Origin of the sequence: Crocosphaera watsonii WH 8501, assembly GCF_000167195.1 — a bacterium.
GTDB lineage: Bacteria > Cyanobacteriota > Cyanobacteriia > Cyanobacteriales > Microcystaceae > Crocosphaera > Crocosphaera watsonii.
This window is the reverse complement of record NZ_AADV02000059.1, coordinates 1-21,010: the sequence shown is the minus strand read 5'-3', so window position 1 is coordinate 21,010 and position 21,010 is coordinate 1. Positions and strand designations below refer to the sequence as shown.

Below are 21,010 nucleotides of genomic sequence, written 5' to 3'. Positions count from 1 at the left end.
ATGATTATCATTATCGTTCATTCTCAATAAGCTCTCTGGTTGCCGACAATTGTTTAGGGTCGGGTAACAGAGAAAAACCGCTCTGGACTTACTTTTCAACCTACTTGTCACCCCGTGAGGTTATCAACATAATTACTCATAATCGGTTGAATGGGTTCGCTTGTTACGGAATTATAGCCGGAAAAATCCCAAACTGGGGTTATGGCTACCATTTTTCGTTTCCATTCCTCAAAACTATCCCATCTATCTGTGACTCGTAGAGCTTCCCATTGGGTTGCATGGGAAGGAGAAATAAAGACAATTAATTCGATGTTATTTTGGCGACAAAATTCGACAATTTTCTTAAAATCATTGAACCGGTCTTCAGATAATTTATATTGGGTATGATACCCGAAATACTGTTCAATAATATTACTAAATCTCCACTCTGTTTTCCCATTATTGGGTTCTCGATGGGAAAAAAACCCATTATCTCCACGGACCAAGTCTTGAGGTTTTTTAGGAAGATTCCAATTTTCCTTAATAGTATTTTTACTAGCAATTAAAGCATCTTGAGAAAAGAGGGTATTGAGTAAATCAGTTAAAATGATATGTTTATTATATCAATAGTTTTATACAATCGATCTTGATTAGATTTCTCTGGTTTAGTTAGGTTTGATTCCCATAGCTTATTATGTCGAAAAATGTCATAAGTATCTATTAAAAAATTAGCTAAACTGATTCCAGAGATGCTTAAAACAATGGTTCCTAAAAACAGGTAATTAAAAGAACTATATTTTTGCCTAATTTTAATAGCTTTTGATTGATTTTTTTGGGAAGTAATTCCTAAATTAAATTTAAGCATAATCTTGTATATTATTAAAATTGAAAATAAAGAAATTCAGAAACACGGTTTAAGGACAATAAATAATAGGTAGCCAGCAAACCTAATATAAATGCCCAGAAAGGGTTAAAGTCTATTTTCTCAGCAATCTCTTGAGTATTAGGTAATTTTAAGGCTCCTATCATCAAGACAAATAAAACCAGAAAACTTAATAATTTACTATCATAAAAACTAGGTAAATAAGTAAACTTATTCCAGGAGTTAACTTGTAAGCCAAAAGTAGTCAAAAACCCTAACTTGCCTCTCACTTCTCCAGGGATAACAATGCCTTTCATGCCTATCATAGCTTGAATCATTTCCATTGCATCAGATAAACTTTGAGCGCGAAACATCACCCAGCCAAAAATAACAGCTAAAAAAGTTATTGTCCAAGCTAACCATTTAGGCAGAGAAATATTCAATTTCCGCCAACCATGATTAATGGACAAATACAAACCCTGTAACCCTCCCCAGATAACAAAAGTCCAGCCGGCACCGTGCCATAAACCTCCTAATAACATAGTTATAATTAGGTTAGCATATCGTCTAATTTCACCGCGACGACTTCCTCCCAAGGGAATATATAGATAGTCTCTTAAAAAGTTAGATAATGTAATATGCAAACGTCGCCAAAACTCACTAATAGATGTGGCTTTATAAGGAGAGTTAAAGTTAATAGGTAGAACAATATTAAACATATAACCTAGGCCAATGGCCATATCGGAATAACCAGAAAAATCGAAGTATAGTTGTAGAGTATAACTAATAGCCCCTACCCAAGAATCTATAAATGTTAAAGAACTAGTATTATTAAATGTAGTAGCTACCCAGGGAGATAATATATCAGCAATTATGAGCTTTTTAGATAGTCCAATAGTGAAAAATATCAATCCTAATGATAAATTTTTAGAAGAGAAAATCTTATTTTAAAAAGAGCGCAGTTGGGGAATTAATTCATCGTGACGAAGAATGGGACCGGCAATCAATTGGGGAAAGAAAAGAATAAATAAACCATAAGTAGGTAGATTATATTTTTCTTTTTTTAACTCTCCTCTATAAGCATCAACTAAATAAGCGATTTGAGTAAAGGTATAAAAGGAAATACCCAAAGGAAGAATTAAGTTATCTAATTGATAATTAGTGTAAAATAAAGAATTGATAAAATTAAGAAAAAAGTTAGCATACTTATAGTAAACAATAACGCTTAAGTTTAAAATTGTTCCTAAAATTAATGAAATTTTAGCCCGTCTGCTAGATTTTTTTGAGCGAGAAATTTCTGCTCCGATACTGTAGTTAATTACTACAGATAAAATGATCAAAAAAATGTATTCAATAGTTTTTCCCTGCCCCGCCGGAGAAAATATATTCCAATAAGAATAGAAAAACAAGGAACTAACTAATAACCAAATCATTACCCCTTGGGTTAAACGTAACTTACTTAACCCCCAAAAACCTAATAAGGTCAAAGGTAAAAACCCTAAAATGAAAATTGTAGAATTAAATAACATCTCAATAAACTTATTTTAAAGTTACTATCAATTGACTAACAACCTTATCACAAAAATTCCCCGCTTATGTTTTAACTTAAATCCAATTATGTTAAACCTATCCCCTGCGTCGTCGAACTATAGGAGGTTTTCCTCTCTTTGAGGAACGATAACGGGAATGTCCCCCTACCTCTTCACTAACTTGTTGAAAGATATCACGACGTAAATAAGGATACTCTCCTACCCATAAATTATGTTGAGGAAAATACACATCGGTAATCTTATCAATACGGCTTAATTCAGGGGTTTTGGACAAAATTAACATTTCTGCTATTTGTCCAGGCTTAATGACCCGATAAAGGCGGTTTATAGGGGCTGCTGTGATGGCAGTGAATCCCTCTTCATCTCCCACTTCTACATTGATCCGTCGTTCTCGGTTTTCAATGACCACTAACTCCCCCCATTTATTCACCGTCTGTTCTTCTCCTACTAATTCTTCGGTGATAAACACATCCAAAACCTGTCCTTGCCAAAACCCACAATAAGGATAGCGACGGTATTTACCATTACGAATGCTGGCCCATAGTACAGGACCCCATAGCCAATATAACCCGGCAATGATATCAAAGATCAGTTTAATAGTTTCTCCCCCAGAGCCGGCTAATTTTCCCAATAACCAAGTCACCACCAAAGCGATCAAGGAAATAAATAAACGTTGCAATAAATCTCGCCATTTACCCCAATAAAAAGAATATTGGCTTCCTGTGGCAATGGGGGGAATAATTTGTTCTAATGCGTCACGGGTTAAAGGGACTAGCATTTTTTATCAACTGGGACTACAGATATTAATATTGTAGGGGGCAACGGCCGTTGACCCCTACGGAGTAGTCAGGAAATTGATATTTGACTGCCTAATAATAGCCAAAATACGAAAATTAATATTAAACTCATCATTCCGATTAAATGCTCCAATTGTTCAGCTACACGAGGCAGTTTAATTACCATTCGTTCCACAATGAAAATATAAGTCAACCACGCCAAAAAGATTGTAGCTAAAGGCTTAATAATATTGGTGAGAGTATAGGCTTGATAGTACACACCATTGGCGATAAATAAGCCACTCAATAATAAAGCAATAGCCGGCCAAAATCCTCTTTTTATTTTACGTCCCCCTTCTTTTGTGTGGGGTAAAAAAATAAACTTAGCAAAAGCTGTTGCCGTACCTAACGCAGCTACATTCATAACAAGAACTTGCCAAGGTAATAAATTTTTCATGGTCAATACTTTAGCCCCAAACCCCGATAATAAGGGAAATCCTGAAATTGAAAAACTAGCTATAACTAAGGGTATCCAAATAGCAGTGTTCATGGGTTTATTTTTCAATTCTCGAAGGTTAAGACTTGGTAAAGCTCCAGCCATCAAAAATAAAGAAGATTTAACCAAACCGTGAGTCAAAGCATAAAATCCCCCTACTTCTGGGGCTGCTAAAATAAAGCCTAATTGGGAAACAGTGGAAAAGGCTAACATCCGTTTTGCGTCTTGTTCAAAAATAGCATAAATAACCCCTAATAATGCCGTTCCTACACCAAAAATACGCACGATGGGATCAACTTCAGGAACCATTAATGTACAACGAACTAAAGGATAAATAGCTGCTTTAACCACCACTCCTGATAACATAGCAGAAACAGGGGTTTCTGACTCAGAATGGGTCAAAGGTAACCATAAACCTACTATGAAAATACCTCCTTTGGCTAACAGTCCCAAAAAAATTAGGGCTACTGCTTAGAGAGGCGCACCTTTTAATCCTTCAAAGCTAAAGGAATGGTGAGCCTGATATACTAAAACTGTCCCCACTAGATAAAATAACATAGCAGTATTACTGACAAAAAGATAACGCAGAGCTACCCAAATTGAGCGATCGCTTCTCGGATAGGCAATGAGTAAAAATGCAGCAATACTAATCACCTCTAGAGCAACATATAGACTGATAAAATCAGCGAAAATAAAAGCGGCATTAACACTTCCATGTAAGATGATTACTTGGGTATAAAAAAAGCTAGTTTTATCACTGTACCAGCAATAAAGAATAACCCCTAAAGTTACTAAAGCATTGGTTAAAATAAAAAAAACCGCTTAAGTTATCAATTAATAAAATTACTCCGAAATTATCTAATAAGTTGAAATCTAGAGCCGCAGATAAGCTCGATGTTTTTAAACCGTAAACTAGGGAAACAATAGCTACCCCTAAAGCAAGATAGCGACATATTGAGGGGAGCAAATAAATACTAAATCCAATAAATAATGGTAAAGCTATCCAAATAATCGTTAAAGCATTCATTATATGCACAATGGATAATGGACAATGGACAATGGATAGTTAATAATTAACAATTAACAATTAACACCTCGACTACCCTTGGTGTTGAAAATACAAAAAATGTCCTGATTAATTTTTGTACTACCATAGTATGGATCCTAGCATAGTCTCAACTCAATGCTAAATAGAATACCATTCATTTATATCAATGGAAGATAAAACATTAACTTATACCTTGATTTTTCCCACACTCCCCGTCACCCCGTCACCCCGTCACCCCGTCACCCCGTCACCCCGTCACCCCGTCACCGGAGTCTCCCTATTTCATCAACTTTTCAAGCTATTGCTGTTATTCCTGTGGATAACGTCTCCATGAATCAGTCATTCTGTGCAAACTGCAATGGTTTCCTTCTCCTAAGATAAGATGATCTATTAAGGGAATGTGGAGCAGTTGCATTCCTTTGAGTAATTGTTCCGTTAAGTCTAAGTCTTCTTGAGAGGGTTCAACGTTGCCAGAAGGATGATTATGAGCCACAATTAAGGCGTTTGCTCCTTGTTTGAGGGTTTCTCGGAAGATTTCTGTTGCATCAACTAGGCTTTCTGTAGCGGTGCCAATATTGATAACTTTCGTCCCTAATAGTCGATATTTACTATCCAAAAATACAGCCGCAAAATGTTCTCGTCTTTCCCACATTAAGTCATGACTCAAGGCGGCCACCGCAGCTTCAGGACTATCTATGACCACTCTTTCCAGGGGTCGCACCTGAAAAGTCCTTTTTCCTAACTCCACGGCAGCAATGATGGTTGTGGCCTTAGCAGGTCCAATACCATCAATGACCATCAGTTCGTTAGGACTAATATCCCGTAAAACATCCAGGGGATCACGACGATGTTTACCTAATTCTTGTAGAATATGATGACCTAAACCTACTGCTGAGAGTTTGCCTTTTCCTTGCCCTGTTCCTATCAAAATGGCTAACAGTTCAGCAGTTGCCAAATTCTTCGCACCAACAGCAATCAAACGTTCACGAGGTCGTTCGCTACAGGGAATGTCAGCAATTCTTAGATTATAGGTCATATTGAGTTAAAAACGAGCAATACACTTATCCTGATATTGTCCCGTTTTAACCTATCTTTAACAAAATGTCTGTGATCTGATCCTTAAGCGTAACATTCACACGGTTATTTGAGGAATTAACTTTCCTTCTAAGTTAGTTCAATAATGGACAATGGATCATGGATAATGGATAATTACCTCTACTGAAGAATAAATAAGTATACATACGGAAGATTTATATTTTTTGCTACCATCTTCAAAACTTTAAACACTTGGGAACTTTTTAGGGGGTATCCAAATTTATCGCTAAATAAAAGGCTTGAGGGCTGAGATTTATATCCATTGAGGTATACAGTTAAATAGGGTCTTAATCTAGGAATAATTTGTACTTGTTTTCTATTTTTTGCGTTTGAGTCCTTAATAATAACTGTTTCATGGGTAATATCTTCCTTGTGTAAAGATAAAATATCCTCAATTCTCGAAGCGGTAAAGTAAGCGATCGCAACAATGGTTCTGTATTTAAGGGGCAGTTGATCCAGAAATTCTTCCAATAGGGAGACTTCTGCATCCCAGGGTTGAGGTGACAGAATAGTATTCAACATGATAAAACCATAGGGGTCTCAGAAAATATGAAATTATTATTAATATATTTATATTTTAACAAAGATTGGCATCACAATGAGAGATTGTCTAGAAAATGATAAAACTTATTGTTGAGAAAAATGGTTACTTAATGCGATCCATTGATTAATATCCAGTTTTTCTGCACGAACTTGTTCATTAAGGTCTATTTCTCTTAAAAATTTTCCCAGGCGATCGCTATCAATCAAACTTTTTAGATTATTGCGTAACATTTTACGACGGTTAGAAAATCCCAGGTTAATTAAGGTTTCTAAACGTTTAGGATCAACTGCAGAATTAGCTAAAACACGAGGACGAAAAGTGATCACAGCAGAGTCAACTTTTGGGGGAGGAGAAAATGCTTTACGGGGAACATCACAAATATAATTACAGTCTGCTAAATATTGCATTTTGACTGATAATGCACCATAAGTTTTATTACCAGGATAAGCTACTATTCTTTGAGCAACTTCTTTTTGAATCAATAAAACAATCAGATCATAAAATGGAGTTTTAGGGGAAGAAATACGACCTAATAACTTTTCTAAAATGGGACTAGTAATATTATAAGGAATATTGGCAACTACTTTGTTAATGGGTAAAAACTTAGGAAAATCTTGAGCTTCTGTGGTAATATCGAGCTTAAGAATATCCCCTTGTAGAAGTAAGAAGTTATCATAATTACCAAAACTTTTAACTAATTTTTTACAAAGATCCCAATCTAATTCTACTGCAAGAACAGAATCTACTAAGGGTAAGAGACGACGGGTTAAAATACCTGTTCCTGGGCCTATTTCTAAGAGGCGATCGCTGTTTTTTAGGTTCGCAGCTTGTATAATCTGTTCTAGTGCCGTTTCACTGCGTAACCAATGCTGAGCAAACCGTTTACGGGGTTGGGGCATAATTGATACTATATTAAGATACTTTTTTTATGACATCACCTAATGCTGAGAAACTCCATTTTACCACAAAATTAGCCTATGGTGCTGGTGATTTTGGACCGGCGATCACTGCTAATATTTTGGTTTTTTATTTGTTATTTTTCTTTACTAATGTGGCCGGTTTACCCCCTGGTTTAGCTGGCAGTATTTTAATGATTGGTAAAATTTCTGATGCTATTAATGACCCTATTATTGGGGTATTAAGTGATAAAACTCGTTCTCGTTGGGGTCGTCGTCTACCTTGGATTTTGGGAGGAATTATTCCTTTTGCTTTCTGTTATGTTTTACAGTGGTTTATTCCCCAATTTAGTGATGATTTAAACGTCAATCAATGGGGATTATTTGTTTATTATGTTGTGATTGGTATCTTGTTTAATATTGCCTACACCACAGTTAATTTACCTTATACAGCATTAACACCAGAATTAACCCAAGATTATAACGAAAGAACCAGTTTAAATAGTTTTCGGTTTTCTTTTTCTATTGGAGGCAGTATTTTATCATTAATTCTTTATATATTAGCTTCCATTGCTTATCCTGATAATCCTCAACTTAGATTTCTAATTTTAGGTTTTAGTTGTTCTTTTTTAGGAATTATTGCCCTTCTTTGGTGTAGTTTAAGAATTCAAGAAAAAGGCAAAAATCCTATTCTAAATTTAACCCAAAAGAAACAATTAGGAATGGTCTTAACTGGGATCGGTATTTTAGGCATTGTTTATGTGATTTTGAGAATAATTCCAGGTACATCAAGTCTGGTGGGAGGAAATAGTCAAGTTGATTATATTAGCTTTTTTGCGTTATTATCTAGTTTATTGTTGCTAGGATTTGGCTGTAGTTTATTATTGGCAAAAATAGAAGATCATTTAGTTATTCAAGAAGTTAAACAGAACAGAAAAGATAATCAAATAGAAAGTAATCTTTCTTTTTCACAACAATTAAAAATTGTCTTTAATAATCGTCCCTTTTTATTTGTTATTGGTATTTATTTATGTTCCTGGTTAGCAGTGCAATTAACCGCATCAATTTTAGTTTATTTCGTTGTTAGTTATATGAACTTGAGGGAAGATCAATCCGGTTTAGTTGCCTTAGCTGTACAGGGAACTGCGTTAGTTATGTTATTTTTTTGGCAAGTAATGTGTAAAAAATTTGATAAAAAAGTTGTCTATTTTATGGGTACAGGAGTGTGGATTATTGCACAAATTGGACTCTTTTTATTACAACCAGGACAAGTTTTTTTTATGTTTATTTTAGCCATTATGGCAGGGTTTGGGGTATCCGTTGCTTATCTAATTCCTTGGTCAATGGTTCCCGATGTTATCGAATTAGATGAATTAGAAACTGGACAAAGAAGAGAAGGAGTTTTTTATGCCTTCATGGTACTCTTACAAAAGTTTGGCTTAGCCTTAGGATTATTCTTAGTTGGTGTTGTCTTAGAAGCAGCAGGATTTGTAGAACAAATTCCCGGTCAACCCTTACCCACTCAACCAGAAACAGCCTTATTTGCCATTAGAATCGCTGTGGCTCCTTTGCCAGCTATTATTTTAATTATGGGCTTAGTTTTAGCTTATTTTTATCCTATTACCCGTGAATTTCATGCCGAAATTCGTTTAAAATTAAAAGAAAGAGAGCAACAACAGGACAATTATTAACGAAGTCAGAAGTCAGAAGTCAGAAGTTCCTCACTACGTTCCGGCACTATCGTACAGAAGTTGTTTTTGAAACAGAGATTTATGCTCCGCTTCAAAAACTATGCGCCTTAAAAGGCGGGGTTTTAGACCCAACTATTTTCGATAATTAATAATCAATAGTTAATAATTATTGTCTAAAGAGTCCCTTTAAAGATCCCTTGAGGACGAATTAAAAGAATAAGAATCATGATTAATAAAGCCACCCCTAACTTATAATCAGTTCCCAACCAAGGGACACTTAATTCTTGAGCAACCCCGATCACTAAACCACCAGCGATCGCACCATAAGGGTTGCCAATACCCCCTAAAATAACAGAGGCAAACATCGGTAGAATGAGAAACCACCCCATATTTGGTCGTATGGTACTGGTAATTAAGCCTAACATCACACCCCCAAGGGTAGTTAGAATAGCAGTGATGATCCAAGTCCAGAGAACAACTTGCTCCACATTGATCCCTGAAACCCTAGCTAAATCGATATTATCAGCCACCGCTCGCATCGCTTTACCGATTTTTGTTCTTTGTAAGACTAAATGTAGAATAACGATGGCCACCACAGCTAAAGCGATGGCCCAAATGCGATCGGTAGCTAATCTCAAACCAAAAATTTCTTGAGCCGGAATAATAGGAACATCATAACGTTGATTATTAGCCCCCCAAATCATTAAAATTCCGTTGCGAAGAAACAGGGCCAAACCAATAGAAATAATAATCAGGGTGGTGGAAGTTGCCCGACGATTACGCATCGGTTTCCATAGTAGATATTCTGAGACTAACATAGCGAATATGGTTCCCCCTGCTCCTAAAATGGCCGAAAGAACTAAATTTAACCCTTGACTATTGAGTAACCAAGTTAGATAAGCTCCCAGAGTCATAAAGTCCCCGTGAGCAAAGTTAGAAAGCCGTAAAATGCCACAGGTGAGGGTTAATCCCACAGCAGCTAAAGCGATCACACTGCCAATGGCCAAACCGTTAAATAAGTTTTGTGCTGTCTCTAAAATAATTTGTGGTATTTCCATGCCCCAAAATTTTTCCTATTCTACCTGTCTCAATGACGATACACCATCCTGGAAAATTTTGGTCATTAAAGCAGAAAAGTTTTAAACTACAATCCATATAAGTTAACTTTGTGGTAGGATAGATTGCTTAGTAGGGTTACATTCCTATGGGAGAAGGCTATGGTTCCAGTCTTGGTTATAAGGTTGCCTATTGGTAAAATATAACCCAGTATGGAAAATACTAAAGGTGTGAGGAAAGCTGTGTCAGTCAACAAAACCCATCCGAAAAACCACTCTCGACAGAAGTATTCTGTGAAAAAAAAGCCAAAAGGTCTAAATTGGTTGTTTATTAGTGTGGGACTCACAGCCGTGTCCCTAGCATCGGCAGCAGCAGGAGCTTTTCTGGCGGTGTCACTATCGGCTACCCCTCTACAGCAAAGTTCCTTAACCCCCGAAGAAGAAGAGGTTTTTAGTCAAAATGAGGCAATTTCCTATAAAAGCTTACAACTTCCTGAGTTGAGTCGTCCTGTTAATGTTTTGGTTTTAGGAACTAAAGTCTTAACCTCAGAAATAGATGAAAAACCGAAGGAAGACTTAGGTTATCACGCCCTGGTTAATTCTTTTAAAGGGTTGTCCGATACCATGGTCTTAGTTAGGTTTGATCCCCTGAGCAAGAAACTTCGTGTTTTATCCATTCCTAGAGATACCCAAGCAAGCATCAGGTACGAACTCAGAAAAATTAACGAAGCGAATTATTATGGTGGCCCAGCTTTAGCGGCCGAAAGCGTCAGCAAATTGTTGGGTGGGGTTGAGATTGATCGTTATGTACGGGTTAATATTCAAGGGGTAGAAAAGTTTATTGATGCTTTGGGTGGCGTTGATATGTATGTCCCCAAAGATATGAAATATACGGATCACAGTCAACATCTTTATATTGATCTCAAGGAAGGTGAGCAACATCTAGACGGGGAAAAAGCAGTTGCCTTTTTAAGATTTCGCTACGATCGCTATGGTGATATTGGACGGGTACAACGACAACAGATGTTTATGAGGGCTTTGGTAGAACAAGCTCTAAAACCACAAACCTTACTGAGAATACCTGAAGTTTTATCCATTGTCAGTGCTTATATCGATACCAATTTAACCGTTGAGGAATTACTTGCTTTATCAGGGTTCGCCTCTCAAACAAAACGCTCCAATGTTCAGATGTTAATGCTTCCTGGGCGTTTTAGTGGTGATGGAAAGGAGGAGGTAAGTTATTGGTTGCCTAACCGTTATCAAATCACAACTATGGTAGCGGAACACTTTGATCATGGTGAAATCAATGTTGACACTCGATCTAGCAACCCCAGTCGCCTGAGAATTGCTATTCAAGATAGCACAGAAGACCCCGAAGCAGTGAGGCGTATGGTCAATCATTTAATGAAAGCTGGGTATCGTCGCATCTTTGTTGGTGATCCATGGAATCAAACCCTGGACACAACTAGAATATTGGCACAAAATGGTGATGATCTAGGGGCCGCCACCTTACGGGCTGATTTAGGGATGGGTGAAGTATTAGTGGAAAGTACAGGGAATTTAGGCTCTGACATTACCATCGTTTTAGGTGAAGATTGGCAAAATTATTTGCCTGATTCCTCAATCAAATTTCAGGAATCTTCGATTAAATCTATCCCTTAAATTGATGTTTCTTCTTCCTTCTAGGGAGGAGATTCTTTGTTTCACTTTGTGATGTATGTGAACTAGAATTATTTATTATCAATTTTGGCTAGAATTTGCGTGGCTTCTGCACATAAAGCTTCATGACAATGACCATTACTAGCGATTAAACAACCCCATTGACGCACATCCCCTCGGTTATAAATTAAGGGATCACCGTTTTCATGGGTAAATTGTCCCCCTGCTTCGGTTAAAATTAATTCCGGTGCAGCGAAGTCCCAATCTTTGGCCGCAGATTTACCGGACAAAGAGATATAAATATCAGAGGTTTTTTCTAATAAAGTTGAAATTTTTCCCCCGACACTACCCATATAAATGCGATCTTTTAAGGGTAAAGCCTCAATTAAAGCTTGAAAGCGATCGTCTCTATGGGTACGACTAACGACTAAATATAAGTCTTCAAGTTGATTTCGTTCCGATACTTTGATCGGGGTAATTGTCCCATCGGGCGTTTCCACAAAAGTACCGTTGCCTTTACTGGCATAATAGATTTTTTGAGCTTCGGGAATGGCAACTACAGACACCATGGGACGACCTTGATAAGCTAAGGCGATATGTAAAGCATATTCACCAGTTTTATCAATAAAATCCCGAGTCCCATCCAGAGGATCAATGATCCAAACCCACTCTTTATTAATAGGTTCTGTTCCTTCATGGGTTTCTTCACTCAAATAACCAAAGGTATCTTCAGGGAAAACAGCTTGTAATTTCTCTAAAATGTAACGGTTAGCAGCAAGATCAGCCGCAGTGACGGGACCATCTTTTTTATCTTCATTAACATTTAAATCCCCTTCTCCGCGATAATATTCGCTGAGAATTTTTGCTGCACCCCAACCCACTGAACGGGTGATGGCTTCGATTTCTTCTAATTTTTGGATTTCTGTCATGTTTGTGCTAGTCCCTTTATTGGCCTATTTCCCTAATTTTATCCTGATCTCGTCTTGATTAAAATGGTATTTTAGATAATTATTAAAAAATATGAAAATTATCTCAATCGTCTATTTTCTTGGATTTATGACTGATTTTTGCTTCTTAAAAGCACAACATTTTATTTTTAGGGTATTGACTAATAAACATTAAAATGGTAATACCTGCGCTAAGGGTTAGAACGATGGTTAAAGAAAAGTCAGCAAAAATTTAAAATTTCAAAGACATGAAATATAGACCATTTTAAGTTAGGATCTAGAGCGTGGGAATTATCACGAAGGTTTTCCCCTGGAAACCTCTGCAAAGATCGTAACGTTTCCAAATTCTTTGTTGCAGATTAGGTATCTCTTTAAACATTATGCTCAACAGAATCGCTCATCAAATTAAACAGTTTTTCCCTGCACCAGAAGTGAGTGCGCACTGTGATGGCCCTTGTGGTGTCTATGATCCCGCTTCTTCTCGTGTTTATGCCGAAGCTGTGTTATCTATGACCAAGAAAATCGCAGACTTAGAAGCTAAAGTCCCTTCTCCTGATGACAAAGCTGCTACTGTTGCTTATCACAATACCTTATCTCGTTATATTGCTGTTAAGGAAGAGCAAGCACAGAAAACCAAGGAGGAGTTACTAATTCTCTGGACTGACTACTTTAAGCCTGTACACTTGGAAGCATACCCCGATCTCCATGATATGTTCTGGAAAGCGGCTAAACTTTGCTCTTCTTGTAAAGTAGAAGTTAACCTAGCTCATGCTAACCAATTACTCATGGAAGTTGAAAAAATTCACAATATATTCTGGGAAAGTAAAGGAAGAAAAGTAGAATGGGTTAAAGCTAGTTAAATTGTTTAATTAAAGGTGGTAGGAAGCAATTTGCTCTCAACAAATAACTATAAGGAATTATTGCTTTGGTTGTTGAGATTACGTCAACGGTTTTGTGTCACAGGGAATTCTATGTTTCCTTTACTTAAGGCAGGAGATGATATCCTTGTTGACACAAAAGCCTACCATCATTCTTTCCCAGAAATTGGGGATTTAGTTATTGCTTGGCATCCCCAAAAAGAAAATTTAAGAATCATTAAACGGGTGGTAAAAGTTGACGAGAAGGGTAATTGTTTTTTGATGGGAGAAAATAGTTTAGAAAGCAGTGATAGTCGTTCTTTTGGGTTGATAAGTTCACAACAAATAATTGGCAAAGTAACCAGTAAGTTTCCTTGATTTTGGTTTATTTTTTCGGAAACCAATCTTCATCTAATAATTGTTCTAAGGTGTAGGGACATTCTTCGGGCAAAGTCTCTAACCCTGATTTGACTGAGACATATTTACGGGCTTTTTTATAAATGATTGAGAGATTTTCATGGAGATAGTTGTGAAAATTTTTGGTCATGCGTCGTTAAGCTGATCCCGAAAATTAAGAATTTCTCGCTGCCAATGTCGATGATTTTTTTCATATAGCAATCAGTTATCAGTTGTGAGAATTAAGTGAATTCTGATCCCCCCTAACCCCCCTTTGTAAGGGGGGAACTCCAAGTTCTCATGAATCATTCCTGATTGCTATATTTAGATTGTTGATAATTTCTTTGATTAAATTAATTGTTTGTTCAGTATCTACTGCCATAAAGGTTAAATTAGGAGAAAGATTATAAAATAATTGTTGACTTTTTTTATCTTCACTTAATAAAATAACAGGTTTTTTATTCTTTAATGCTAAAGCTATTTCTGAGACGGTTCCTAAACCCATTCCACAGGCAATTATAACATTAGATGACAAAACATTAATATTATTTCTAGCGTTTCCCATATCAGTAAGAATGGCAATATCGACGGCATCAGAAACATTTTTAGTATTATTTGATGGTAAAATGCCGATAGTTAATCCTCCTGCTTTTTTTGCCCCTTTATTCGCTGCATCCATCACCCCAACATTACGCCCTCCTGTTAATAATATCCACTCTTCTTGTGCAATTAATTTTCCTAATTCATAGGCGTTGTTAATATCTGTTTCTGTTGCTAAGTCTCCTGGACCCATAACTCCAATAATTGTTTTTCTCATCAGTTTAATATCTCCTATTAATTAAGTAAGTAGGCCGATGCACTGCCCACCTTCAACAGCTATTACTATTCTAAGTTAGTAATAGTATTATTTCTGTGCATTTCAACAGAAATAAACTCGTTTTGAGCATCTAATGTTACATTAAAATCAGTAATGCTGTGATCTTGAATAGCTACAAATGTCATGACGATAACTAATACAGCGACGAAGGTTATAATTAGCGTTTGATAGTTTTTCATGGTTGTTACCAGTAGTTAGTTTACGTCTTTTCTCTATTATGAGTGCTTTTTTAATTATTTTGGGATAGTTAAAGTATAAATATAGGTATATTTTAGTAGAGATAAAGTATAAAATTAATTAGGTATAATCAAAGTGTACTTGAAGTGTAATCTAAGTTTATTCAAAGTTTATTCATGATTAATATTAGTAGATTATAGTATAAGATTTATGATGATTTTTAACACTAAGAAAAACTGAGTAGGGTGGGCACTGCCCACCTTCAACAGCTATTACTATTCTAAGTTAGTAATAGTATCATTTCTGTGCATTTCAACAGAAATAAACTCGTTTTGAGCATCTAATGTTAGATTAAAATCAGTAATGCTGTGATCTTGAATCGCTACAAATGTCATGACGATAACTAATACAGCGACGAAGGTTATAATTAGCGTTTGATAGTTTTTCATGGTTGTTACCAGTAGTTAGTTTACGTCTTTTCTCTATTATGAGTGCTTTTTTAATTATTTTGGGATAGTTAAAGTATAAATATAGGTATATTTTAGTAGAGATAAAGTATAAATTTAATTAGGTATAATCAAAGTGTAGGTGAAGTGTAATCTAAGTTTATTCAAAGTGTATTAATGATTAACATCAGTATATTATAGTATAATAATTTTGATGAGTTTAAAAAATAATTTTTATGAGTTGGCAAGATTTTCTTAAACAAAAAGCAACAAAACAAGGTTTAAGTATAGAATTATAAAATACTTTATTAACGGCACTTCCTGATGAAAATAAAAATCCTCAAAATCAAAATAATATCGCCAATAACCTTAATATTGGAGTTGATACAGTTAAAGCAAGACTGAAAGAAATTTATACTAATTTTGCATCTATTTATCCTGAATTATCTAATAGTAAAGGTGCTGGTAAGTTAAAAACATTACATAACTGTCTAAGACAAAGTTATTTTCAGTTAAATAAAACATCTGATTTCATTGAACAAGATATTAGTTATCCTAAAGCATTTCGTTCTCTTATTGAATCTAGAATTAAGCGGTTTGTAGGTCGAGAATTTGTTTTTGATGCTTTTAGTAAGTTTGTGGAAGAGAATGATCAGGGGTATTTTACAGTAATAGGTAAACCTGGAATGGGAAAGAGTGCGATCGCTTGTAAATATGTGTCTGATAATCAGGTTCCTTGTTATTTTAATATCAGTTCTAATGCTAATAATACTCCTCCACAGTTTTTGAGTAGTTTACGGGAACAACTAATTAGACGTTATGCTTTAAGCAATGCAGAAGATATCGATTTAATGACCTTATTAGAAGAGGTTAGAGATAGATTGAATGATGAGCAACCTTTGATTATTTTAGTAGATGCTTTGGATGAGGTAAGACAGGAACAAGGACCAGAAAATATTTTATATTTACCGAAAAATTTGCCTAATAATGTTTATTTTTTCTTGACGAGACGACCTTATTCTAATGATACTGAAAAACGTTTATTTACAGAGATTGATACCCCTCAATTTGAGTTAGATTTACGCAAGGAAACCAAACATAATCAAGAGGATATTAGAAAGTGTTTATATTATTTTTTAAAAGATGATCTTGTTTATAAGGATAAGTTACAAGTTTGGTTAGCAGAAAATGATTATCAAGGGGATAATTTTATTAATATTGTGCAAAGTAAGGTGATTGATAATTTTATGTATTTGGTGTGTTTAATGGATGCACTCATGAAGGATGAATATAAGAATTTTGACTTAAATAAATTACCCCCTAAACTAGAGGATTATTATATTTTACATTGGCAGCGTATGGGAATGACTGATGTAGACAATAGGTTTAAGGTGTTGGTTATTTATACGATTAAGGAAATTCAAACCCCCATACCTAAAGAAGCGATCGCAGAAATTTTAGGGACAGATATGGATGCAGTGGGAACAGTATTAAATAGTTGGTATCAGTATTTTAAAATTGAGAAGATAGAGGAAGAAGTTTGTTATGATTTTTATCATCTAAGTTTCAGAAGTTATATTGAATCACGGCAAGAGTTAGAACAAGATAAACCTATGTTTAAAGAGGTAAACGAAAGAATTTTTCAATACTTAAATATGAACAATGGATAATGGATAATGGACAATGGACAATGGATAATTGATAATTGAAAATACTGATAACTGATAACTGGTCACTGGTCACCGGTAACTGATAACTGATCACTGATAAAACTGATAACATGAACTCCTTTCGTCAACGCGCTTATTTAACCAGTTATGCTTATAATGCTGCCAAATCTAATCATTTGACTGAGTATTATCAGACGTTAACGGATTTTCAGTATTTACAAAATAAGCTGAATTTTTCGGGGTTGGGGGTGCAACCTTTAATTGAGGATTATGATTATATTGAGTATTTGCAAGCAACACCAGAACAAGTTAAAACCTTACAATTAATTCAAGATACCATCCGTTTATCTGCTCATATTTTACAGGTTGATTCACAACAGTTACCGAGTCAGTTATGGGGACGACTGTTACGGTTTACTGGGTTGTGTTCTCAGTTTATGGTTAAATCATACCCCGACATCGAAACCTTATTAAAACAAGCAGAAAACATCCCCACCTATCCCCGTTTACTTCCCTATATTCCCACTTTAACCCCTCCTGACACTCCTTTAATTCGTACCCTCATCGGTCATATTTCTTTGGTTAACTCAGTGGTAGTAACACCGGATGGAAACAAGATTATTTCTGGGAGTTGGGATATTGGACTTTGGATAAAAAACAATTGTTAGCGTAAATTTTACGCTAAACATATCTCCAGAGCTAAAATAGAGGATTAAGGTGATTTTAAACACTCTCTTTCCATCTTTTTAGGGGATTTTAAATATTAAATAGCTTCATTCAGTTTCGGTTCCAATATAGATATCTAAGTAGCTTTCCGTTAGAGATTGAATGACTCGTTCTAATTCATCAATGAGATTTCTTCTAGTGAGTTTTTCTACAGCATCAATATGAGCAGAACTTCCGGCTCGTCCTAAATATTTATATTTGGTTTTTTTCTCATTATTAGTGGCCATAGGAAAAATTGATTCAGCAGCCTGTAGTTTATAATACCAGTAGATTGTTCCCTTTCCATTAACCTGATAACGAATAATATGACAATTAGCTGGTGCTACTTCCCCTTCCCGTTCAATTTTCTTTATTTTCTGTTTAAGAGAGCGAATTAGACTCTTAATTTGTTTGGCTCTCAGGTGGACATCTTGACTGGTCTTAAGTTCGGAATGTGATGACATTAGCCTTAACTGTAACAAACAACCTCTTTTGATGTTAGCTTATATATTCCGCTAATTTATAAGGTAATAAATTTTAAAAATGACCAAAAATGAAACGGCTACGTCTGTCGAGGAATTCCTGGTGTGGAGGTCTAACCTCTTCCAAGGACTAAAAGCTAGAAAAGAAACTACTATAGCCCAGATTCCGCACTTCAAAAAGTAGCATTAAATACTACAAACCTGGGATTAATGATTAAGTATAATTGCTTAAGCTCTTGAAGACAAAAAAGTGGGATAATTGTTTAAGTTGTTTCCTCTGTAAAAAAAGAGCGAAAAATGTCTTATTTAGAAGAAATACAAGTTAAAAATTTAGACCATTTAGGGATAGTAGCTGGTTTAATTGATGAAATAGGAATAGTCAAAATAATTAATAATAAATTAGGAATAGATGTTAGAGAAAAAATCTCAGCAGGTACAGTAGTTAAGTCTATTTTAATCAATGGACTAGGATTTGTTTCAAGACCTCTATATTTATTCAGTCAGTTTTTTCAAGATAAAGCCATTGAGAAATTGTTAGGAGAAAGAATTAAACCTGATTACCTTAATGATGATAAAATTGGGAGAGTAATGGATGAATTATATAAATATGGACTAAATGATATTTTTATTGAAGTAGTTTTAGAAGTAATTAAAAAATTTGAAATAGACCTTAAATACTCCCATTTAGATTCCACATCATTTCATTTAGATGGAGAATATAAAAGGGAAGAAGATAAAGAGAAACAGGAAGAAGAAAAAATTATTAAAGAAAGACCAATTTTTACTAAGAAAGGATATTCTCGGTAATTGCTCACCGCAATAAAGAATCTGTCTTGACAACATAAAGGTAAAATCGGGGATTTTTATGTATAGTGGGGGTTATGACCACAAATGCTACCATTGATTCAAAGCTAGTTAGAGCTATCGCCGATGAACAGTTGGCGAACAATGTCTTCATGATTGAGTGGCTAGTCAAGGCACAACAACAGTTATCTCTTCAACAAAGACTGATTGACCAGCAACAACAACAAATCTCTACACAACAGCAAGAAATTGAAAAATTGAAAGAAGAGAGAGATAAGCTAAAAAACCGTAACTCAAAAAACAGTTCAGTCCCCCCATCATCAGACCAACTAAAAAAGCCTTCTGACAAAAAGAAACGCAAAAAAGGATTTAAACGCGGACCAAAATATGACCACCCAGGGAAGACCCGTAATGGTTTTGGTCAGCCCGATAAGATAGTCCCTTTAGAACTAGAAAACTGTCCTGTTTGTGGGGGTTCAGTGGAACGAGATGAAGTAGTTCCCGAAAAAGTCCAGCAAGTGGCTGAAGTAGTAGACCAACCCATAGAAATCAGGGAATATCGTCGCGGATTCTATAAATGTCCTAGTTGTGGATGGTCAGATTACAGTCCTGTTCCATTGGGAGTTAAAGAAGGATTCAGTTATGGGGCGCGATTAAGTAGCATCGTGGGCTGGCTTGGCTATGGGGGTAATCTTACATGGCGTAAACAGGAACATTTTATAGAGTATGTCTTTGGCATTCCCATTTCTCAAGGGAGCCTTGCCAAAATGCACAAATGGTTTCAAGAAAGTTTAGAACCCTTGACCCAACAGTGGTTAAAGTACATCCAGCAGCCAGGAATCCGATGTGTTGACGAAACCAGTTATTGCATCGATGGCATCAAGTATTGGGTTTGGGTAGCCACATCAAATGAGGTCTGTGTGTTGATGTTGGCTCCCACTAGAAGCTCCGCAGAAGTCGAGAAATTGTTAGGAGCAGATTTTAAGGGCATCCTCACCAGTGACTGCTATAGTGCCTACTTTAGACAAAGTGCGATGGCCAAACAGAAATGTCTGGCACATTTAGAACGAGAGTTAGAGTCCCTTAAAACCAGTCGTTTTCAAGCGAATCGAGAATTTGCTGCCGATGTACAGCAAGTTTTAGCAACCGCCCGTATCCATTATCGTCATTATCATGCTCGAAATTTAACCCTTGAAGACTTAGGCTCCAAAAGAACAGAAGTCGAGAACTCACTGCAAAAGATTTTTAAAGCAACTCCCAAAAAAGGATGGCCTTATGATGCACAAAGATTGATTAACCGTCTCAAACGTCATGGGGAAGAGTGGTTCACCTTTCTAACTTATCCTGAAGTCAAACCAGATAATAATGATGCTGAGAGAGCTTTACGTCCCATTGTCATTCACCGCAAAGTAAGTGGGGGAGCAAGAAGCGACTGGGGTGCAGAGTTAGTCACCCAAATGTTCAGTTTTTTAGAGACCATGAGATTACAGGGGCAAAATGCCATTGTCCAATTATGCGAATTATTTTCATTAGCTGGTCGGAGTCCCCCAGGATTAGAGATGTAAAAGGCTCCGGAGCCGATGGGGGATAGATTTTTCTTGATCGCCCTATCTCTCTGCACAAAAATACACGGGGTTAGCGGATAATCTTCGCTAACAAAAAACTATCTTACTATTCTTTTTTTTCATATTGTTGTTTTTATTTGAGGTTTTTAAAAGACTTGATTCTGGGAATGTTAGTCATTAAAATAGCCGTAATAAATTAGCTTAAATTTTACGCTAAATCACAGGGCTTATATTTTTGTTGACTCAACTGATGTTGTTTGTAGTGCTTTTCAATAAGACTTTTTTGTTGCGGTGAGCAGTTACATCATATTCAAGTTTATTGTGTTTATCTCTGTTATTATTCATTATGATTGAACCTTACTGTCAAGGAGAAGAAAGAAAATCTCTAAGACATTATATTCGTCTCATAGCAACAGTATCTTTAGGACTTGTA

Annotated in this window: 20 protein-coding genes and 2 pseudogenes; 9 read left to right on the top strand and 13 right to left on the bottom strand. The window is 35.8% G+C overall.

The window, feature by feature from the left end:
* Positions 1 to 107: 107 nt before the first annotated feature.
* From CWATDRAFT_RS19520 to rsmA, 8 genes and pseudogenes are all read right to left on the bottom strand, one after another.
* A complete protein-coding gene (locus tag CWATDRAFT_RS19520) occupies positions 108 to 485 on the bottom strand; it encodes a Rossmann-fold NAD(P)-binding domain-containing protein (protein WP_007306651.1) in 378 nt (125 codons plus the stop codon).
* 373 nt (positions 486 to 858) lie between these two features.
* Positions 859 to 1,782: an MBOAT family O-acyltransferase gene (locus CWATDRAFT_RS40115; protein WP_268742366.1), complete on the bottom strand. Its 924-nt coding sequence runs from the start codon at positions 1,780 to 1,782 to the stop codon at positions 859 to 861.
* Positions 1,783 to 1,788: 6 nt separating this feature from the next.
* Positions 1,789 to 2,370 (bottom strand): MBOAT family O-acyltransferase, encoded by a 582-nt coding sequence (locus CWATDRAFT_RS40110; protein WP_007306648.1) that lies wholly within the window; start codon positions 2,368 to 2,370, stop codon positions 1,789 to 1,791.
* A 97-nt stretch (positions 2,371 to 2,467) separates the two neighbouring features.
* The gene (locus CWATDRAFT_RS19510) at positions 2,468 to 3,169 is read right to left on the bottom strand and encodes a hypothetical protein (RefSeq protein ID WP_007306647.1); all 702 of its coding nucleotides are present in this window, start codon (positions 3,167 to 3,169) and stop codon (positions 2,468 to 2,470) included.
* 68 nt (positions 3,170 to 3,237) lie between these two features.
* Positions 3,238 to 4,690: pseudogene (locus tag CWATDRAFT_RS19505) on the bottom strand (cation:proton antiporter).
* A 328-nt stretch (positions 4,691 to 5,018) separates the two neighbouring features.
* Entirely contained in the window at positions 5,019 to 5,747 is a 729-nt protein-coding gene (gene radC, locus CWATDRAFT_RS19500) for a RadC family protein (protein WP_007306643.1), read from the bottom strand.
* 179 nt (positions 5,748 to 5,926) lie between these two features.
* Positions 5,927 to 6,277 carry a tyrosine-type recombinase/integrase gene (locus CWATDRAFT_RS19495; RefSeq protein ID WP_232287146.1) on the bottom strand — a complete coding sequence of 117 codons (351 nt, stop codon included), beginning with the start codon at positions 6,275 to 6,277 and terminating at the stop codon, positions 5,927 to 5,929.
* A 156-nt stretch (positions 6,278 to 6,433) separates the two neighbouring features.
* A complete protein-coding gene (gene rsmA / locus CWATDRAFT_RS19490; RefSeq protein ID WP_007306642.1) occupies positions 6,434 to 7,249 on the bottom strand; it encodes a 16S rRNA (adenine(1518)-N(6)/adenine(1519)-N(6))-dimethyltransferase RsmA in 816 nt (271 codons plus the stop codon).
* A gap of 29 nt (positions 7,250 to 7,278) precedes the next feature.
* Here rsmA and CWATDRAFT_RS19485 point away from each other — a divergent pair, with 29 nt between their 5' ends.
* Positions 7,279 to 8,937 (top strand): MFS transporter, encoded by a 1,659-nt coding sequence (locus CWATDRAFT_RS19485; RefSeq protein WP_007306652.1) that lies wholly within the window; start codon positions 7,279 to 7,281, stop codon positions 8,935 to 8,937.
* 173 nt (positions 8,938 to 9,110) lie between these two features.
* Here CWATDRAFT_RS19485 and CWATDRAFT_RS19480 read toward each other — a convergent pair whose 3' ends face one another.
* Positions 9,111 to 9,995 carry a branched-chain amino acid ABC transporter permease gene (locus CWATDRAFT_RS19480; RefSeq protein ID WP_007306641.1) on the bottom strand — a complete coding sequence of 295 codons (885 nt, stop codon included), beginning with the start codon at positions 9,993 to 9,995 and terminating at the stop codon, positions 9,111 to 9,113.
* A 210-nt stretch (positions 9,996 to 10,205) separates the two neighbouring features.
* On the opposite strand from CWATDRAFT_RS19480, the gene CWATDRAFT_RS19475 reads away from it, so the two are divergent.
* On the top strand, positions 10,206 to 11,654 hold the full coding sequence (locus tag CWATDRAFT_RS19475; RefSeq protein WP_007306653.1) for an LCP family protein: 1,449 nt from the start codon (positions 10,206 to 10,208) through the stop codon (positions 11,652 to 11,654).
* Positions 11,655 to 11,722: 68 nt separating this feature from the next.
* Here CWATDRAFT_RS19475 and CWATDRAFT_RS19470 read toward each other — a convergent pair whose 3' ends face one another.
* A complete protein-coding gene (locus CWATDRAFT_RS19470) occupies positions 11,723 to 12,580 on the bottom strand; it encodes a 3'(2'),5'-bisphosphate nucleotidase CysQ family protein (RefSeq protein ID WP_007306640.1) in 858 nt (285 codons plus the stop codon).
* A gap of 398 nt (positions 12,581 to 12,978) precedes the next feature.
* Here CWATDRAFT_RS19470 and sodN point away from each other — a divergent pair, with 398 nt between their 5' ends.
* Both sodN and sodX read left to right on the top strand, forming a co-directional pair.
* Positions 12,979 to 13,458 (top strand): superoxide dismutase, Ni, encoded by a 480-nt coding sequence (gene sodN / locus CWATDRAFT_RS19465; RefSeq protein ID WP_007306654.1) that lies wholly within the window; start codon positions 12,979 to 12,981, stop codon positions 13,456 to 13,458.
* A 30-nt stretch (positions 13,459 to 13,488) separates the two neighbouring features.
* Positions 13,489 to 13,833 (top strand): nickel-type superoxide dismutase maturation protease, encoded by a 345-nt coding sequence (gene sodX, locus CWATDRAFT_RS19460; protein ID WP_021833925.1) that lies wholly within the window; start codon positions 13,489 to 13,491, stop codon positions 13,831 to 13,833.
* Positions 13,834 to 13,840: 7 nt separating this feature from the next.
* Here the strand turns inward: sodX and CWATDRAFT_RS19455 are convergent, their stop codons facing one another.
* Together CWATDRAFT_RS19455 and CWATDRAFT_RS19450 are read right to left on the bottom strand one after the other, a co-directional pair.
* Positions 13,841 to 14,002, bottom strand: coding sequence for a DUF29 family protein (locus CWATDRAFT_RS19455; RefSeq protein WP_021830136.1), 162 nt, complete (start codon positions 14,000 to 14,002; stop codon positions 13,841 to 13,843).
* Between the two features lie 147 nt (positions 14,003 to 14,149).
* Entirely contained in the window at positions 14,150 to 14,668 is a 519-nt protein-coding gene (locus CWATDRAFT_RS19450; RefSeq protein WP_007306639.1) for a TIGR00725 family protein, read from the bottom strand.
* Between the two features lie 1,321 nt (positions 14,669 to 15,989).
* Between CWATDRAFT_RS19450 and CWATDRAFT_RS19445 the strand changes: the two genes are divergently transcribed.
* Together CWATDRAFT_RS19445 and CWATDRAFT_RS19440 are read left to right on the top strand one after the other, a co-directional pair.
* Positions 15,990 to 17,021: a P-loop domain-containing protein gene (locus CWATDRAFT_RS19445; RefSeq protein WP_050018365.1), complete on the top strand. Its 1,032-nt coding sequence runs from the start codon at positions 15,990 to 15,992 to the stop codon at positions 17,019 to 17,021.
* A gap of 110 nt (positions 17,022 to 17,131) precedes the next feature.
* Positions 17,132 to 17,689: a WD40 repeat domain-containing protein gene (locus CWATDRAFT_RS19440; protein WP_007306657.1), complete on the top strand. Its 558-nt coding sequence runs from the start codon at positions 17,132 to 17,134 to the stop codon at positions 17,687 to 17,689.
* A gap of 105 nt (positions 17,690 to 17,794) precedes the next feature.
* Here the strand turns inward: CWATDRAFT_RS19440 and CWATDRAFT_RS19435 are convergent, their stop codons facing one another.
* Entirely contained in the window at positions 17,795 to 18,190 is a 396-nt protein-coding gene (locus tag CWATDRAFT_RS19435; RefSeq protein ID WP_007303072.1) for a hypothetical protein, read from the bottom strand.
* A gap of 79 nt (positions 18,191 to 18,269) precedes the next feature.
* Between CWATDRAFT_RS19435 and CWATDRAFT_RS41100 the strand changes: the two genes are divergently transcribed.
* The 3 genes and pseudogenes from CWATDRAFT_RS41100 (at position 18,270) to CWATDRAFT_RS19425 (ending at position 20,577) form a co-directional block, all read left to right on the top strand.
* Complete coding sequence (locus CWATDRAFT_RS41100) at positions 18,270 to 18,392, top strand: hypothetical protein (RefSeq protein ID WP_268742367.1); 123 nt, start codon at positions 18,270 to 18,272, stop codon at positions 18,390 to 18,392.
* 113 nt (positions 18,393 to 18,505) lie between these two features.
* A pseudogene (locus CWATDRAFT_RS19430) lies at positions 18,506 to 19,012 on the top strand (IS1634 family transposase); the annotation flags it as partial.
* A gap of 68 nt (positions 19,013 to 19,080) precedes the next feature.
* Positions 19,081 to 20,577: an IS66-like element ISCwa4 family transposase gene (locus CWATDRAFT_RS19425; protein WP_007306659.1), complete on the top strand. Its 1,497-nt coding sequence runs from the start codon at positions 19,081 to 19,083 to the stop codon at positions 20,575 to 20,577.
* The last annotated feature ends 433 nt before the right edge of the window (positions 20,578 to 21,010 follow it).